Below are 15,739 nucleotides of genomic sequence, written 5' to 3' on the forward strand. Positions count from 1 at the left end.
GTCGCTGTTGGCCCGGTCACGTCGCCCCCGGGGTGCGCCCCGGAAGGGGGCGCCCACCGGGCGCGAGGATCAGGTGCGCAGCCAGGCGGCCGTGTCGGCGGGCAGGCGGCCCTCCGCGAGCGGCCCGCTGGTCAGCAGGACTTCGGTGTGCTCGGGCAGCTCGGCGGGCACGTCCGCCAGGTTCAGCACGCAGACGAACCCGGGGGAGCGGCGGAAGGCCAGGACGCCCGGGGCCGACTCCAGCCAGGAGAACGTACCGTCGCCCAGGCCCGGCTCCGCCCGCCGCAGGCGCAGCGCCGCCCGGTAGAGCGACAGCATCGAGTCCGGGTCGGCGGACTGCGCCTCGGCGGTGCGGTCGGCCCAGTCTGCCGGCTGCGGCAGCCACGGCTCGGCGGTGGTGCCGGCCGGGCTGAAGCCGAACGGAGCGGCCGAGCCGGCCCACGGCAGCGGGACCCGGCAGCCGTCCCGGCCCGGGTTGGTGTCGGCGGACCGCAGGTACATCGGGTCCTGGAGCTTGTTCAGCGGGATGTCCTCGACCTCGGGCAGCCCCAGCTCCTCGCCCTGGTAGAGGTAGACCGAGCCGGGCAGCGCCAGGGTGAGCAGGGCCGCGGCCCGTGCCCGCCGGGTGCCGAGTTCCAGGTCGGTCGGGATGCCGAAGGCCTTCGTGGCGAAGTCGAAACCGGTGTCGGCCCGTCCGTAGCGCGTCACCGTACGCGTCACGTCGTGGTTGCACAGCACCCAGGTGGCGGGCGCGCTCACCGGGGCGTGCGCGGCCAGCGTCGTGTCGATGGACGTCCGCAGCCGGTCGGCCTCCCAGGGGCAGGCCAGGAAGTCGAAGTTGAAGGCGGTGTGCATCTCGTCCGGCCGCAGGTAGCGCGCGAAGCGCTCCGCGTCGGGCAGCCACACCTCGCCGACCAGGATGCGCGCACCCGGGTAGGAGTCGGCGATCCGCCGCCAGCCGCGGTAGATGCCGTGCAGCTCGTCGCGGTCGACGTACGGGTGCGGTACGCCCGGCTCGTCGGTCAGGTCGGGCAGGCCGGGGTCCTTGGAGACCATGGCGGCCGAGTCGATGCGGACTCCGCCGGCCCCGCGGTCGAACCAGAACCGCAGGATGTCCTCGTGCTCGGCGCGGACCTCGGGGAAGTTCCAGTTGAGGTCGGGCTGCTCGGAGTCGAAGAGGTTCAAGAACCAGTCGCCCGGTGTGCCGTCCGGGTTGGTGGTCCTGGTCCACGCCGGGCCGCCGAACTGCGACGGCCAGTTGTTCGGCGGCAGCTCACCGTGCTCGCCGCGGCCGGGGCGGAACCAGAAGCGTTCCCGCGCGGCCGACCCGGGGCCGGCGGCCAGCGCCTCGCGGAACCACGGGTGCGCGGCGGATATGTGGTTCGGCACGACGTCGATGATCGTCCTGATGCCCAGCGCGAGGGCCTCGGAGATCAGCTTCTCCGCCTCGGCCAGCGTCCCGAAGACCGGCTCGACGTCCCGGTAGTCGGCGACGTCGTAGCCGCCGTCGGCCATCGGCGACGGATACCACGGACAGAACCACAGAGCGTTGACGCCCAGCTCGGCCAGATACGGCAGCCGGGACCGCACGCCGGCGAGATCACCGGTCCCGTCACCGTTGCTGTCGGCGAAGCTCCGCGGATAGACCTGGTAGATGACCGCGCCGCGCCACCAGTTCTCGTCGGCCTCGGGCTGAGGGGTGTCTGCCACGTCAACGTCCTTTCGGGCAGGTGGGACCCCGCCGCCGGCCCCAGGAGGCGGGGATGTGGACATGAGGACCGGCGGCGGAGTGCTGTGGGGTGGTGCGTTACGGAAGGCTGCGCGGCCTCATGGGCCGGTCAGCCCTTGAGGCTGCCGGCGGTCAGGCCGGACATGATGTTGCGTTGGAAGAGCAGGAAGATCAGCAGGGTCGGCAGCGCGGAGATGGCCAGTGCGGCGATGAGCACGTTCTGCGGTACGCCCTGCGAGAGCGAGTTGATACCGATGTTGATCGGCTGCTTCGACGGGTCGGGCTCCACCAGCATCGGCCAGAGGAAGTCCTTCCAGACGTTGACCACCGCGAAGATCGACACGACGCCGAGGATCGGCCGGGACATCGGCAGCACGATCGACAGCAGGGTGCGCGTCGGCCCGGCCCCGTCGATGGCCGCGGCAGCCATCAGGTCGTCGGGGATCGAGTCGAAGAATCGTTTGAGCAGGAAGATGTTGAAGCCGTTGGCGACCGTCGGCAGCCAGATCGCCCACGGGTGGTTGATCAGGTTGACGTGCAGCAGCGGCAGGTCGAGCACCGTCATGTACTGCGGGATGATCAGCACCGCCGACGGGATCATCAAGGTGGCGAGCATGCCGCCGAGCACGATGTTGCCGAGCACAGGACGCAGCTTGGACAGCGCGTAGGCCGCGGCCACGTCGAAGACCAGCTGGAAGGCCAGCGCGCCGAAGGCGTAGTAGAAGGTGTTCCACAGCAGCTTGGCGAGCTTGAGCTGGGTCCAGGCCGTCTTGTAGTTCGACGGGTGCGGGTCCTTCGGTATGAGCGTCGGCGGGTTCTGCAGCACTTCGTGCACCGACTTGAAACCGCTGGTGGCCATCCAGTACAGCGGCCCGAGGAAGACCAGCGTGAAGACCACGAGCACCACGGACAGCACGGTCCAGTAGATGGCCTTGCCCCGGGGCCTGGCCAGGGTCGCGGACGAGATCAGCGTCCGGTTCGCGGAGGAGAACTCTGCCATGATCGTGATCCGTCCTAGTCGCTGTTCCGGTTGAGCCGTGCGTACAGGCCGGAGAATCCGGCGAGTACCAGGAGCAGGAAGAGGCCGAGTGCGGCCGCGCCACCGAAATTGTTGTAGCGGTAGCCGTACTGGTAGACCATGTAGACCACGGTCATCGTGGAATTCTCGGGACCGTTTCCGCCGGCCATCAAGAAGACGTTGGTGAACTCCTGCATGGTCGCCACGATCTGGAGCAGCAGCATGAGCGAGAGCACCAGCTTGGTCTGCGGGATCGTGACGTGCCAGATCTTGCTCCACAGGCCCGCGCCGTCCAGGTCGGCGGCCTCGTACAGCTCACCGGGGATGTTCTGCAGCGCCGCCAGGTAGATCAGGGTGGCGCTGCCCATGCTCATCCAGGTCGCCGCGATGACCACCGAGATCAGCGCGGTGTGCGACGAGTCGAGCCATTGCGACGTCGGCAGGTGGAAGATCTTGAGAATGCGGTTGAACAGCCCGTATTCGGGGTTGTAGAAGTACTTGAAAAGCAGCGCGCCCGCCACCGGCGGGAGCATGACGGGCAGGTACACCAGAACCCGCAGGTAGGCCCGTGCGTGCCGCAGTTCGTTGAGCAGGATCGCCACGAAGAACGGAACGGCGAAGCCGATCACCAGCGCGTAGAGCGTGAAGAGCCCGGTGTTCTTCCACGCCGTCCAGAAGTACGGGTCGTGGTAGACGGTCTTGATGTTGTGGAAACCGACCCAGCTGGTCACCCCGCGCTTGGTCTGCTGGAAGCTCATGATGAACTCCCGGACCATCGGGTACCAGGAGAAGAACCCGAAGCAGAGGATCGCCCCGATGAGGAACCCGTAGGCCTGGAGGTTCTGGCTCAGCTTGCGGCTCAGGCCGCCCCGGCCGCCTTGGGCCTTAGGACCTGCGGCGCGCCCGGCGTGGCGCCTGGTTGTTTTGTCGGGGACGGTCGTCGCCGCCATGAAGGCTCCTCGGCTGGAAGCGGTGCAAGAGGTCCGTGCCGCGCCGCGGGGGCCGGTCGCCGACCGGCCCCCGCGGGGGGCTGTGCTGTTACTGGCCGGCGGCCAGCAGCTGGTTCGCCTGCGTCTCGGCGGACGAGAGCAGCTTGCTGACGTCGGCGTTCTTGTTGCTCAGCACGCCGGACATCACGGTGTCGAGCACGGTGTAGAGCTTCTGCGCGTTCGGCGGCTCACCCTTCACCGGGACCTGCGCGTCCACGTAGGACTTGTAGTTCGCCACCGGCACGGTCGCGTACTGGGTCTTGTCCGCGGTGTCCGTGGCCTTGGCCTGGCCGGTGAAGAAGAAGGGCTGCGGCAGGCCGACCGGGATGCCGTCGGCCTTGTTGCGCCCGTAGTTGAACTGGCCCTTCTTCAGGGTCAGGAACTTGAAGTTGATCCAGGCGATACCGGCCTTGATCTGGTCCGGCGAGTCCGACTTCTTGAAGAAGTAGTCGTTGCCGCCCATCAGCGAGGTCTTGCCGCCGGGGATCGGCGCCATGCCCAGGTCGTCGAAGTTGGCACCGTACTGCTGGACCATGAGCTGGATGTCGTCCGGCGCGGCGAGGTACATGCCGATCTGGCCTGCGCCCATCGCCTTCTGGCTCTCGCCCCACTCCTTGCCGGCGCTGGAGGGCATGCTGTTGTCCACCCAGCGCATGTCGTGGATGGTCTGCAGGATCGAGGTGGCCTCGGGGCCGTTGAACGCGGCCTTGGTGCCGTCCTCGCTGACCACGTTGTTGCCCGCGCCGTACAGCGCCGAGGTCAGGTGCCAGCCGCCCTGGTTGCCGGCGCCGTACTCGAAGAAGCCGTGGATGCCCTTGCTGCCGAGCTTGTCCTGGATGACCTTGGAGTCGGTACGGATCTCGTCCCAGGTGGTCGGCGGCTTGTCGGGGTCGAGGCCGGCGTCCTTGAAGATCTTGCGGTTGTAGATCAGGCCCATCGAGTAGTTGGTCGTCGGGAGGCCGTAGAGCTTGCCGCTGTCCTTGAGGATCGCCAGGACGTTGGGGTCGATGTCCTTGAGGTTCGGGACCGTCTTGTCGTTGACGTAGTCGGTGATGTCAGCGGCCTGGCCCGCGTCCAGGACCTGGTTGAGGTCCGTGACGTAGCTGTAGAAGACGTTGGTCTCGGACTGGCCCTGCAGCTGGGCCGTGAACTTGTCCGTGTCCTCGCAGGGGAACGTGTCCTTGCTGTTGATGGTCACGTTCGGGTAGGTCTTGTGGAACTCGGCGATGTCGTCGAGCCACTGCTTCCGCTCGGGCTTCTTCGTGGTGGGCGGCATGCAGTCGACGCTGATCGTCACCTTGGTCTTCGGGTCCAAGGGGGTACCGGCGCTGGAGCTGCTGGTCTTGCTGCCGTTGTCGTCCTTCTTGTCGCTGGAGGAGCACGCGGCACCGGTCAATCCGATGCCTGCGACCAGCGCCACTGCCACCAGTCTGCGGTAGCGGATTCTGCTCATGATCAAACCCTTCCCCTGAACCACTGCGCGTCGTTGGACTGCGATCTGGGACCCCCGCGGCGCTTGATGCACATGATGTCCGGCCCAGGTGCGCGCCACCGTCTCGGGTTGGCTCAACGTACTTAACCCGATAGATGTCCGCAAGATGTCGCGTGAATTTCGCAAAGACACGACTTGGTCACGACGGCGACCGGCGCTGTTTGCACCGCGGAGACGACTGAGCGCGCAGCCGCACCGCGCCGGCGCCCGGCACGGGGAACTGCGCGCTCCGCCCCCGGGACGGCCGTCCCAGGGGCACCGCTAGGCGTTCGTACGGGCCTCCGGGTGCGGGATGCGGGCCTGGTGCGGGGCCGGTCCCGTGGAACCGCGTACTACCAGCTCCGGCTCGAAGAACAGCTCGTCGTGATCGACCGACGCACCGCTGATCTCCCCGGCCAGCAGGTCCACCGCGGCCCGTCCCATCGCCTCGATGGGCTGCCGTACGGTGGTCAGCGGCGGCTCGGTGCAGTTCATCAGCGACGAGTCGTCGTAACCGATTACCGACACGTCGTCCGGCACCGACAGCCGCCGTCTGCGGGCGGCCCTTATGGTGCCGAGCGCCAGCAGGTCGGACGCGCAGATGAAGGCCGTGATGCCGCGCGCAAGCAGCCGGCTGGCGGCGGCCTGGCCGCCCTCCAGTGTGAACAGCGCGTGTTCCACGGTCACCGACGGGTCGACCCGGCGTGCGGCGGCCAGTTTGCGCCGGGACGGTACGTGGTCGGGCGGGCCGAGTACCAGCGCGATCCGCTGGTGGCCCAGGGAGATCAGGTGGTTCATCGCCTGCTCCACCGCCACCGCGTCGTCGCAGGAGACCCGGGGGAAGTCGAGATGGTCGATGGCGGCGTTCATCAGCACGGTGGGCAGATTGCGTTCCGCGAGTCGCGCGTAATGATCGTGCGGCGACTCGGCCTGGGCGTACAGCCCGCCGAAGAAGACGACCCCGGAGACATGTTGCTGGAGCAGCAACTCGACATAGTCGGCCTCGGAGACACCGCCCGCGGTCTGGGTGCACAGCACCGGGGTGAAGCCCTGCTGTGCCAGCGCGCCGCCGACCACCTCCGCGAAAGCGGGGAAGATCGGGTTCTGCAGCTCGGGCATGACCATGCCGACCAGCCGGGCGCGTTCGCCCCGCAGCTGGGTGGGCCGTTCGTATCCGAGCACGTCAAGGGCGGTGAGGACCGCGGCCCGGGTAGCGTCGGAGACGCCGGGCTTTCCGTTCAGCACCCGGCTGACGGTGGCCTCGCTCACCCCGACCTTCTTTGCCACCTCGGCAAGTCGTCGTGTCATGGCGTCGATTCTAGTACAGGTGGCGCAAGATTCTTGCGGTGATTTTGCGGAATCTCTGCAAGTCATCCAAATTTTGCGAAACCTGGTCGACATATTGCTGCGTCAGGTCGCTGTCCCTAGGGTGTCGGTCGTCACACCAGCGACTCCCGTCAGAAGGGACCCCCCCACCGCATGGACACCAGACGTCGCTCATCGGTCTGGCTCGCCTCGGCGACCGCCGCCGCGCTCGCCGCCGGCGCACTCGCCGTCGCCATGACCACTCAGCAGGCCAGTGCCGCCCCCACCGCACAGGCCGCCGTCTCACCCTTCGCCGTCAGCGGCGGCGCCACCGTACCGTTCACCGAGTACGAGGCCGAGGCCGCGGCCACCAACGGTTCGCAGGTCGGACCCGACTACACGCAGTCGACCGTCGCCTCAGAGGCGTCCGGCCGCCGCGCGGTCACCCTCAGCGGCCAGGGCAAGTACGTGGAGTTCACGCTCACCAAGGCCGCCAACGCGGTCGACGTGGCCGTGAACCTGCCGCGCGGCGCCTCCGGCACCGTCTCGGTCTACGTCGACGGCACCAAGATCGCCGGCAAGCTCGCGGTGACCTCGCAGTATTCGTACGTCGACACCGGCTGGATCGCCGGCGCCAAGACGCACCACTTCTTCGACGACTCCCGGCTGCTGCTCGGCCGGAACGCCGCCGCGGGCGCCAAGGTCAAGCTCCAGCTCGACGCGGGCGACACCGGCAGCGCCACCATCGACGTGGCCGACTTCGAGCAGGTCGCGGGCGCCGCCACCCAGCCCGCGAACTCCGTCTCCGTCGTCACCGACGGCGCCGACGCCAGCGGCAGCGGCGACTCCACCCAGGCCTTCCGGCAGGCGATATCCGACGCCAAGGCACAGGGCAAGGAAGTCTGGATCCCGCAGGGCGACTTCAAGGTCACCTCGCAGATCCCGGCCGACGGCGTCACCCTGCGCGGCGCCGGCAACTGGTACTCGGTGGTGCACAGTTCGCACTTCATCGACCAGGGCTCCGCGGGCGGCAACACCAAGCTCTACGACTTCGCCGTCTTCGGCGACGTCAGCGTCCGCAACGACAACTCGCCCGACAACTTCATCACCGGCAGCCTCGGCCCGAACTCGGTCGTCTCCGGGATATGGGTGCAGCGCGAGAAGGTCGGCCTGTGGCTGACCGGCAACAACGACAACCTGGTGGTGCAGAACAGCCGGATCATCGGCACCACCGCCGACGGGCTGAACCTCGACGGCAGCGCCCACAACGTCACCGTCAAGAACAACTTCCTGCGCAACCAGGGTGACGACTCGCTCGCCATGTGGTCGCTGGGCTCGCCCGACACCGGCAACTCCTTCACCGGCAACACCATCGTGCAGCCCAACCTGGCCAACGGCATCGCGATCTACGGCGGCAGCAACAACACCGCCTCCAACAACGTCATCGCCGACACCAACGCGCTCGGCAGCGGCATCGCGATCTCCAACCAGGCCTTCCTGCAGCCGTTCAACCCGCTGTCGGGCACGGTCACCGTCTCCGGCAACACCCTGATCCGCACCGGCGCGCTGAACCCCAACTGGGGCCACCCGATGGGTGCGCTGCGGGTCGACTCCTACGACTACGCCATCAGCAACGATGTGCGGATCAGCAACACCACCTTCATCGACAGCCCGTACAGCGACTTCGAGTTCGTCTCCGGCGGCGGCCACGGCTACCAGGTCAGCGGCGTGACGATCAGCGGCGCGACCGCGTCCGGCACCGGCACCGTCGTGGTGCAGGCCGAGACCCCGGGCTCCGCGTCGATCAGCAACGTGACGGCCACCAGCACCGGCGCGACCGGCGTCTACAACTGCTCCTACCCGGCGAACCTGCCCGCCTTCACCATCAACAAGGGCGCGGGGAACAGCGGTTGGGACGGCACCTGGGGCGACTGCAACAGCTGGCCGCAGCCCGGCAGCGGCCCCGGCAGCACGGCGGGCGGCACCACGGGCGGTACGACCACACCCCCGCCGGCCAACAGCAACCTGGCGCTGGGCCGCCCGGTCAGCGACACCGGCCACGCCGACGTCTACACCGCGGGCAACGCGGTCGACGGCAACGCCAACAGCTACTGGGAGAGCACCAACAACGCCTTCCCGCAGTCGATCACCGTCGACCTCGGCGCGGCCAGGACCGTCGGCCGCGTCGTGATCAAACTGCCCCCGGCCACCGCCTGGGCCACCCGCACCGAGACCCTCTCCGTGCTCGGCTCCACCAACAACAGCACCTGGACCACCCTGAAGAACTCGGCCGGCTACACCCTCAACCCGGCCACCGGCAACACCGCCACCATCACCCTGACCCCCACCAGCACCCGCTACCTGCGGCTCACCGTCACCGGCAACACCGCGTGGCCGGCGGCCCAGCTCTCCGAGCTGGAGGCCTACACCTCGTAGCCCGAACGGCTCGACGACGGCGGACGGCGGTGCTCCAGGCGGGCGCCGCCGTCCGCCGTCGTGCGGCCCGGCGCCGGGCGGTGCGCGGTGTCGCCGTGCTCGCGCAGGTGCAGTGCGCGCAGCGCGATCTCGGTGGCGAAACGGTGGTCGGGGTCGGCCAACTGGTCGCCGAAGGCCCGGTCCAGGATGCGGATCCGGTAGCGCACGGTCTGCGGGTGCACCCCCAGGCGGTCGGCCACCTGGGCGGCGGTGCCCCGGGTGGTGAGCCAGATCCGCAGGGTGTCGATCAGCCGGGCGCGCTGGGTCGGGGTCAGCCCGGCCAGCGGGCCGAGGTATTTCCTGGCGATCTGGTTGACCAGCGCCGGGTCGCCCAGCAGCCACAGCGGCAGCAGGTGGTCCTCGCACATCGCGACCGCGTCCTCGTCGATCACCCCCGAGTCGGTGAGCGCCAGCGTCTGCCGGGCCCAGCGCAGCGAGTCGGCCGCCTCGCTGAGCGAGGTGGTCAGCCCGACCGCGGCCCGGCAGCCCTGTAACGCCGCGGCCAGCGACCGCCGCCGCTCCTCGGTGAACGGGCCGGGCACCAGCAGGTGCGGCTCGGGGTCGGCGAAGTCCAGCAGGATGTCCCTGTCCAGCGCGGAGCGCGACGGCCGGGTGTCCGCTGCCACGGCGACCAGCGTGACCTCGTCGGGCAGCGGCCAGGCGGAGTGCTCGGCGAGTTCGGCCAGCGCGCTGCGGGCGACCGCGGTGCCGCCGAGTATCCGGCGCAGCAGCCGCCGGCGCCGGTTGTCCGGCTCCTCGCCCAGTTCGGCGAGCGCCTGCACGTATCCCTCGCGGGACAGCTCCGCCAGGTCTCCCATATAGGCGAACAGCGCGTCGGCGAAGGTCAGCATGAAGGACGCGGACAGGCTGTAACGGCGGCCCACCGTACGGACCCTGCGCAGCGCGACCTGGCAGCCGATGCGGTACGCGGCCTGCAAGTTGTCCAGGCTGCGGCCCTCGTACGCCTCGAAGCGGCCGAACCGGCGGCACAGGTCGTCACGCAGCGCGGTGGTGGCGGTGGGCGCGGCCACCCGGTCCACGAAGGTGGCGATGCTCTGCTCGATGCCTATTTTGATCACCCGGGCGTTGGGGCCCTCCAGCAGGTGACCGTATTCGGGGATGGCGGTGACGATTTCGGCCGCCATCTCCTTTAAAAGACTCGGCAGTTCAGGGCGCATGACGGCGGCGAACTCACGCGGAATCGGACCGGAAGGTTCCGCATTTTCGGGTGTCTGACGCATGACAGTCATGCCCCTCCCCTCCGGATGCGCCCCTTCGCGCTCCGTAACCTTGCTGCAACATAGACCAATCGTGCACGGAGCGCAGCACCCCGTACACGGAAACGTGCTCGGGGGGCGCCGCCCGGCAGACCGTACCGTGGCCGCCCCGGGAGCGCCGGGCGCGGCGGCGGATGCTCACTCGCGGACAAAAACGCGACCCCGCACTGTGTCCGCGGTGACAGAAAAATACCCGGCGGTAAGGTCCGGCCGGGAATCTTGGGCGCACTTATTGCGCCCCGAGTTACCCGTGCGTAACGTCCAGCACCGCAAGAGCAGCCGACCGGATTCGGCATCCAACGTTCCAGGTAGTGAGTCGCAACCGAATTCCCGCCCCCCAAGTCGGGAGCCGGTTTATCAAGCACGTCAACTTCCAGGAAGGACCCTCCCGTGCGCAAGCTCTCCACTCTCACCAAGAGCACGTTCGTCACCGGTGCCGCGATCGCCGCGGCGGTCGGTCTGGCCGCCAGCCCCGCCTCGGCGGCCGGCACGTGGACCGTCACCGGCGGTGGCAACTTCACCGCCTCCGCGAGCAAGCCGACCCTGAAGGACACCAACACCGGCACGACGCTCAACTGCACCTCGTCGGCCGCGACCGGCAGCGCGCCGAACGGCACCGGCCTGTCCGGCACGGGCATCGCCTCCATCGCCACCCTGTCGTTCACCGGCTGCACCGGCCCGGCCGGCATCAGCTTCACCGTCTCCGCGCAGGGCCTGCCGTGGCACATCAACGCCGGGTCCTACAACGCCACCACCGGTGTCACCACCGGCACCCTCACCGGTGTCATCGCCAAGCTCTCCGGCCTGTGCAACGCCACCTTCGCCGACCCGTCGGGCGTGACGACCGGCGCGACCCTGACGGCGACCTACACCAACAGCACGCACACCCTGGCGATCACCGGCGGCAACCTGAAGGCGTACAGCGTCTCGGGCATCTGCCTCGGTCTGATCAACAACAACGACCTCGCCGTCTTCAACGGCAGCTACGTCGTGAACCTCACCACCCTGAAGATCACCTCCCCGTGATCGGGCGCTGATCGCAGGAATGCCGTACGCAAAGGACCCCGGCCCGGAATTCGGGCCGGGGTCGCGCCAGCGAAAGGCCAGGAAAAAACTCCCGGGAAAAGGTCGGAGAAGGCCCCGGGAAAGGGAAGGCAAGGGGACGGACATGAGAAGAGCTCTCCGGTATCTCGCACCGCTGATCGCGGCATTCGCCGCCGTACTCACCCTGAGCACCTCGGCCTTCGCCGGGACCGTGACACCCGGCGGGCCCTTCACGGCGGCCACCTCGCCGTGGGTGATCGGCAACCCCGTCACCGGGGTCAACATCACCTGCGGCACGCTGAACCTCGGCGGCACCCTGATGTCCTCGTCCACGCCCGTCATCGGCCACGTCTCCTCCGCGACGGCCACCATGTGCAGCGGCCCCGCGGGCCTGACCTTCACCATGTCCTTCCTCGGCCTGCCCTGGACGGTCAACGAGACGACCTACAACGCCACCACGGGCGTCGCCACCGGCACCCTCACCGGTTTCCGCGTCCAGCTGAGCGGCATCTGCAAGGCGACCATCGCGGGTCCCGGCGGCGCGGGTGTGGGCGGAACGCTGGGCTGGAGCCACAACAACTCCGTCCCGCAGACGCTGACCGTGACCTCCGGCTCGCTGGTGCTCTACAACGTGACCGGCTGCCTCGGACTGCTGAACAACGGAAACGCGGTGACCGTCGGCACCGGCGCCTACACCCTGTCCCCGCCCCAGAGCATCAGCTAGCCGCGGGCGGCCCGCGTACTCACCCGATGACAAAGCGGCGGACCGGATTTGTCATCAGGTGACAAGAAATCAGCGCCCCGCGAGATTGCGAGGTGTCTGCCTGTTCGATCACTTGTCGGGCCTTATTACCCGCACGTAATGTCCTGCCGCTGAGCCTGTTGGAGGAATGCAGAGATGAGGGGTGCCGTGCTACCGGGTCGAACGGTGCGCTTCGCCACGATCACCACGGTCGCGCTCGTGGCGGGGCTGCTGTCCGGGCCGGCCTCCACGGCCATCGGCGGCGACGGGGACGGGAAGCTGACGCTCGGCTACGAGTGCCGCTTCGCCTCCGGTGCCCAGGACGTCACCGTCGCGCTGACGCAGGACTACCCCGGCGGCGCGGCGGTCGGCAAGCCCATCCAGCCCGGTGCGCTCAAGGCCGTGGTCACCATCCCGCGGGCCGGCGTCACCGCGATGCTGCCCGCGCCGGCGGCCACCCTGTCCGGGTCGGCGGCGCTGACCGTGCACGTCTCGCAGGGGACCTCGACGGCCGACGCGCCCTGGCCCGGCCTGACCGCCCCCGGGGTGCCGGCCGACGGCACGGACGACGTGCGGCTCGCCTTCGGCGGTACGGTGCCGCCGCTGTCGGTGACCGCGCCGGGAGCGGTGGCCTTCGAGGCCGGCGACCTGGCCCTGACGCTGCACCCGGTGGCCGCCCCCACCGCGCCGCCCACCGCACCGGCCACCCCGGCGCCCACCGCGTCCGGCACCGCCACCGGCTTCGGCACCAGCTCGGGACGGGCCACCGCGGCGGGCAGCATCCCCCCGGCGCTTCCCGACATCACCGGCGACTGCTCGCCCAAGTCCGGCCAGGACACCCTGCTGGCGACCGTACGGGCGGCCGGCGACCCCACGGGACCCACCGGGTCGCCCACCCCCGGCACGGACGGCCCCGGCACCCCCACCGCGAGCGGCACCGCGCCCGCCGGCACGTCCCCGGCCGCACCGCCCGCCGGGAAGCGGAACAGCACCATCACGGTGCACACCCCGGTCCTGTCCGACAAGAACGACTGCCCGCCGGCGCCCACCGGGGACCCCGATCCCGCGATCATCGCCGAGCAGGCCAAGCAGCGCCCGCCCGGCGCCACCGTCTACCCGGCCCCCGGCGACCCGCCCATCGAGCGGCTCTCCCAGTGCGGCTTCATCACCGGCCTGTCCAACGTGGCGAAACTCAACGGGGCCGCGGTCATCAACGACCTCAACGCCCCCGACCCGCCGCTGGCCGACATCACCACCGTGGGAAGCGTCTTCTCCTTCGACAACCCGGACCAGCCGTACGTGGAACTCGACTCCGTCGCCAGCTTCGACATCCCGCCGGCCAAGTCCACCTTCCTGACGTACGGCTTCATGCCCACCACGGCCACGATGCGGCTCACCACCCGCGGGGTGATGACGGTCATCACCACCGGCATCGGCGCGGAGCTGTACGTCACCACGATCTACGGCAAGGACGACCTGCGGCTCACCGACGTGAAGATCAACGGGCAGCCGATGGACGTGGGTTCCGCGTGCCGGACGGTGGCGCCGATCAACCTGAAGCTGGTGGGCACCAACCGCAGCGGGCTCGACGGGGTCGTGAGCCCCACCGACTACGCCATCCAGCAGGGCGGCCCGATCAAGCAGGACGACCTGTACATCCCGCCCTTCACCGGCTGCCGCAGCGCCACCGGGGAAAACCTCGACGCCCTGTTCACCTCGGCGATCTCGGGTTCGGGGAATTCGCTGAACCTCATCCAGGGACCGCTGTGCGCACCGCTTGCCGACCCCACCTACTGCAACCCGGCGATTCCCTACCCCGTACCGCCCCACCGCTGACCGCGCCCCCGCGCGACGCCTAGCTCGGCCATCCAAACCCCGCCCACGGGAGGTGCAATGGGAATCGAAGTGATCGTCGAAGGCCTGACGAAGTCCTTTGGCAAACAGAACGTCTGGCAGGATGTGACGCTCACTCTGCCGCCCGGCGAGGTCAGCGTGATGCTGGGCCCCTCGGGCACCGGCAAGACCGTCTTCCTCAAGTCCGTGATCGGCCTGCTCAAACCGGAACGCGGCCGGGTGCTGGTCAACGGCGTCGACATGGTCAACGGCCCCGAGCGGGACATCTACCAGACCCGCAAGCTGTTCGGCCTGATGTTCCAGGACGGCGCGCTGTTCGGCTCGATGAACCTCTTCGACAACATCGCCTTCCCCTTGCGCGAGCACACCCGCAAGAAGGAGTCGGAGATCCGCCGCGTCGTCATGGAGCGGATGGACATGGTCGGCCTGGTCGGCTCCGAGGGCAAGCTCCCCGGCGAGATCTCCGGCGGCATGCGCAAACGCGCCGGGCTGGCCCGCGCCCTGGTGCTCGACCCGCAGATCATCCTGTGCGACGAGCCCGACTCGGGCCTGGACCCGGTGCGCACCTCCTACATCTCGCAACTGCTGATCGACCTCAACGCGCAGATCGACGCGACCATGCTGATCGTCACCCACAACCTCGACATCGCCGCGACCGTGCCCGACAACATGGGCATGCTCTTCCGCCGCGAATTGGTCACCTTCGGGCCGCGCGAACTGCTGCTGACCAGCGAGGTGCCGGTGATCCGGCAGTTCCTCAGCGGGCGCCGCGAGGGACCCATCGGGATGGCGGAGGAGAAGGACGAGGCCACCCTCGCCATGGAGCAGCTGGCCGACGACGGCAGGGCGCCGCTCGGGCCCCCCGAGGTCGTACCCCAGCTGGAACCGAGCCCCGGAATGCCGCCGCGGCAGGCCGTACAGCGCCGCAAGGCGCGGGTGCTGGCGATGTGGGACCAGCTGCCCGCCGCGGCCCGCACCGCCGTGCAGGCAGGATTCGCCCCCGTCCACGGAGAGCCGGCATGAGCGCACCGGTGCGCGTACGCGAACCCGCGCCGCGCCGACAGATCCCCGGCACCGGGGCGCTGCGCCAGACCGGCCAGCTGATGACGCTCGCCGCCACGACCGTACGGGACACCTTCCGGCGGCCCTTCCAGGCCCGCGAACTCATCGAGCAGTTCTGGTTCGTGGCCAGCGTCACGATCCTGCCCGCCGCGCTGGTGTCGATCCCCTTCGGCGCGGTCATCGCCCTCCAGGTCGGCTCGCTCACCCAGCAGCTGGGCGCCCAGTCCTTCACCGGCGGCGCCAGTGTGCTCGCGGTGATCCAGCAGGCCAGCCCGCTGATCGTGGCGCTGCTGATCGCGGGCGCCGGCGGCAGCGCGATCTGCGCCGACCTCGGGTCGCGCAAGATCCGCGAGGAGCTGGACGCGATGGAGGTGATGGGCGTCTCGCCGGTGCAGCGGCTGATCGTGCCGCGGGTGCTGGCCACCATGCTGGTCGCGCTGCTGCTCAACGGCCTGGTCTCGGTGGTCGGTACGGCCGGCGGCTACTTCTTCAACGTCATCATCCAGCACGGCACCCCGGGCGCGTACCTGTCCAGTTTCTCGTCGCTCGCGCAGTTGCCCGACCTCTACATCAGCGAGATCAAGGCGGTGATCTTCGGCTTCATCGCCGGCATCGTCGCCGCCTACCGCGGCCTGCACCCCAAGGGCGGCCCCAAGGGCGTGGGCGACGCCGTCAACCAGTCCGTGGTGATCACCTTCCTGCTGCTGTTCTTCGTGAACGTGGTGCTCACCGCGATCTATCTGCAGCTCGTCCCGCAGAAGGGGGCCTGACCC

Annotated in this window: 12 protein-coding genes; 6 read left to right on the plus strand and 6 right to left on the minus strand. The window is 69.1% G+C overall.

Annotated features, from left to right (window positions below; translation table 11 throughout):
* Nucleotides 1-69 precede the first annotated feature (69 nt).
* The 5 genes from OHA86_RS27730 to OHA86_RS27750 form a co-directional block, all read right to left on the minus strand.
* Nucleotides 70-1,710 (minus strand): glycoside hydrolase family 13 protein, encoded by a 1,641-nt coding sequence (locus tag OHA86_RS27730; RefSeq protein WP_329179517.1) that lies wholly within the window; start codon nucleotides 1,708-1,710, stop codon nucleotides 70-72.
* A gap of 128 nt (nucleotides 1,711-1,838) precedes the next feature.
* The gene (locus tag OHA86_RS27735) at nucleotides 1,839-2,729 is read right to left on the minus strand and encodes a carbohydrate ABC transporter permease (RefSeq protein WP_329179519.1); all 891 of its coding nucleotides are present in this window, start codon (nucleotides 2,727-2,729) and stop codon (nucleotides 1,839-1,841) included.
* Between the two features lie 14 nt (nucleotides 2,730-2,743).
* Complete coding sequence (locus OHA86_RS27740) at nucleotides 2,744-3,697, minus strand: carbohydrate ABC transporter permease (protein WP_329179521.1); 954 nt, start codon at nucleotides 3,695-3,697, stop codon at nucleotides 2,744-2,746.
* Nucleotides 3,698-3,785: 88 nt separating this feature from the next.
* A complete protein-coding gene (locus OHA86_RS27745) occupies nucleotides 3,786-5,189 on the minus strand; it encodes an ABC transporter substrate-binding protein (RefSeq protein ID WP_329179523.1) in 1,404 nt (467 codons plus the stop codon).
* A gap of 300 nt (nucleotides 5,190-5,489) precedes the next feature.
* Nucleotides 5,490-6,515 carry a LacI family DNA-binding transcriptional regulator gene (locus tag OHA86_RS27750; protein WP_329179524.1) on the minus strand — a complete coding sequence of 342 codons (1,026 nt, stop codon included), beginning with the start codon at nucleotides 6,513-6,515 and terminating at the stop codon, nucleotides 5,490-5,492.
* Between the two features lie 171 nt (nucleotides 6,516-6,686).
* Between OHA86_RS27750 and OHA86_RS27755 the strand changes: the two genes are divergently transcribed.
* Nucleotides 6,687-8,948: a galactose-binding domain-containing protein gene (locus OHA86_RS27755; RefSeq protein WP_329179526.1), complete on the plus strand. Its 2,262-nt coding sequence runs from the start codon at nucleotides 6,687-6,689 to the stop codon at nucleotides 8,946-8,948.
* Here the strand turns inward: OHA86_RS27755 and OHA86_RS27760 are convergent.
* Nucleotides 8,936-10,237, minus strand: coding sequence for a helix-turn-helix domain-containing protein (locus OHA86_RS27760; RefSeq protein ID WP_329179529.1), 1,302 nt, complete (start codon nucleotides 10,235-10,237; stop codon nucleotides 8,936-8,938). The two genes, OHA86_RS27755 and OHA86_RS27760, sit on opposite strands and share 13 nt — an antisense overlap.
* A gap of 417 nt (nucleotides 10,238-10,654) precedes the next feature.
* On the opposite strand from OHA86_RS27760, the gene OHA86_RS27765 reads away from it, so the two are divergent.
* The 5 genes from OHA86_RS27765 (at nucleotide 10,655) to OHA86_RS27785 (ending at nucleotide 15,736) form a co-directional block, all read left to right on the plus strand.
* Nucleotides 10,655-11,290: a hypothetical protein gene (locus tag OHA86_RS27765; protein WP_329179530.1), complete on the plus strand. Its 636-nt coding sequence runs from the start codon at nucleotides 10,655-10,657 to the stop codon at nucleotides 11,288-11,290.
* A 142-nt stretch (nucleotides 11,291-11,432) separates the two neighbouring features.
* Nucleotides 11,433-12,032 (plus strand): hypothetical protein, encoded by a 600-nt coding sequence (locus OHA86_RS27770; protein WP_329179531.1) that lies wholly within the window; start codon nucleotides 11,433-11,435, stop codon nucleotides 12,030-12,032.
* 186 nt (nucleotides 12,033-12,218) lie between these two features.
* Nucleotides 12,219-13,886 (plus strand): DUF6801 domain-containing protein, encoded by a 1,668-nt coding sequence (locus tag OHA86_RS27775; protein ID WP_329179532.1) that lies wholly within the window; start codon nucleotides 12,219-12,221, stop codon nucleotides 13,884-13,886.
* 57 nt (nucleotides 13,887-13,943) lie between these two features.
* Entirely contained in the window at nucleotides 13,944-14,927 is a 984-nt protein-coding gene (locus tag OHA86_RS27780; protein WP_329179534.1) for an ABC transporter ATP-binding protein, read from the plus strand.
* Nucleotides 14,924-15,736, plus strand: coding sequence for an MlaE family ABC transporter permease (locus OHA86_RS27785; protein ID WP_329179535.1), 813 nt, complete (start codon nucleotides 14,924-14,926; stop codon nucleotides 15,734-15,736). The genes OHA86_RS27780 and OHA86_RS27785 overlap by 4 nt, the downstream gene beginning before the upstream one ends.
* The last annotated feature ends 3 nt before the right edge of the window (nucleotides 15,737-15,739 follow it).

The sequence above is a fragment of the Streptomyces sp. NBC_01477 genome, from assembly GCF_036227245.1.
In the GTDB taxonomy this organism is placed as follows: domain Bacteria; phylum Actinomycetota; class Actinomycetes; order Streptomycetales; family Streptomycetaceae; genus Actinacidiphila.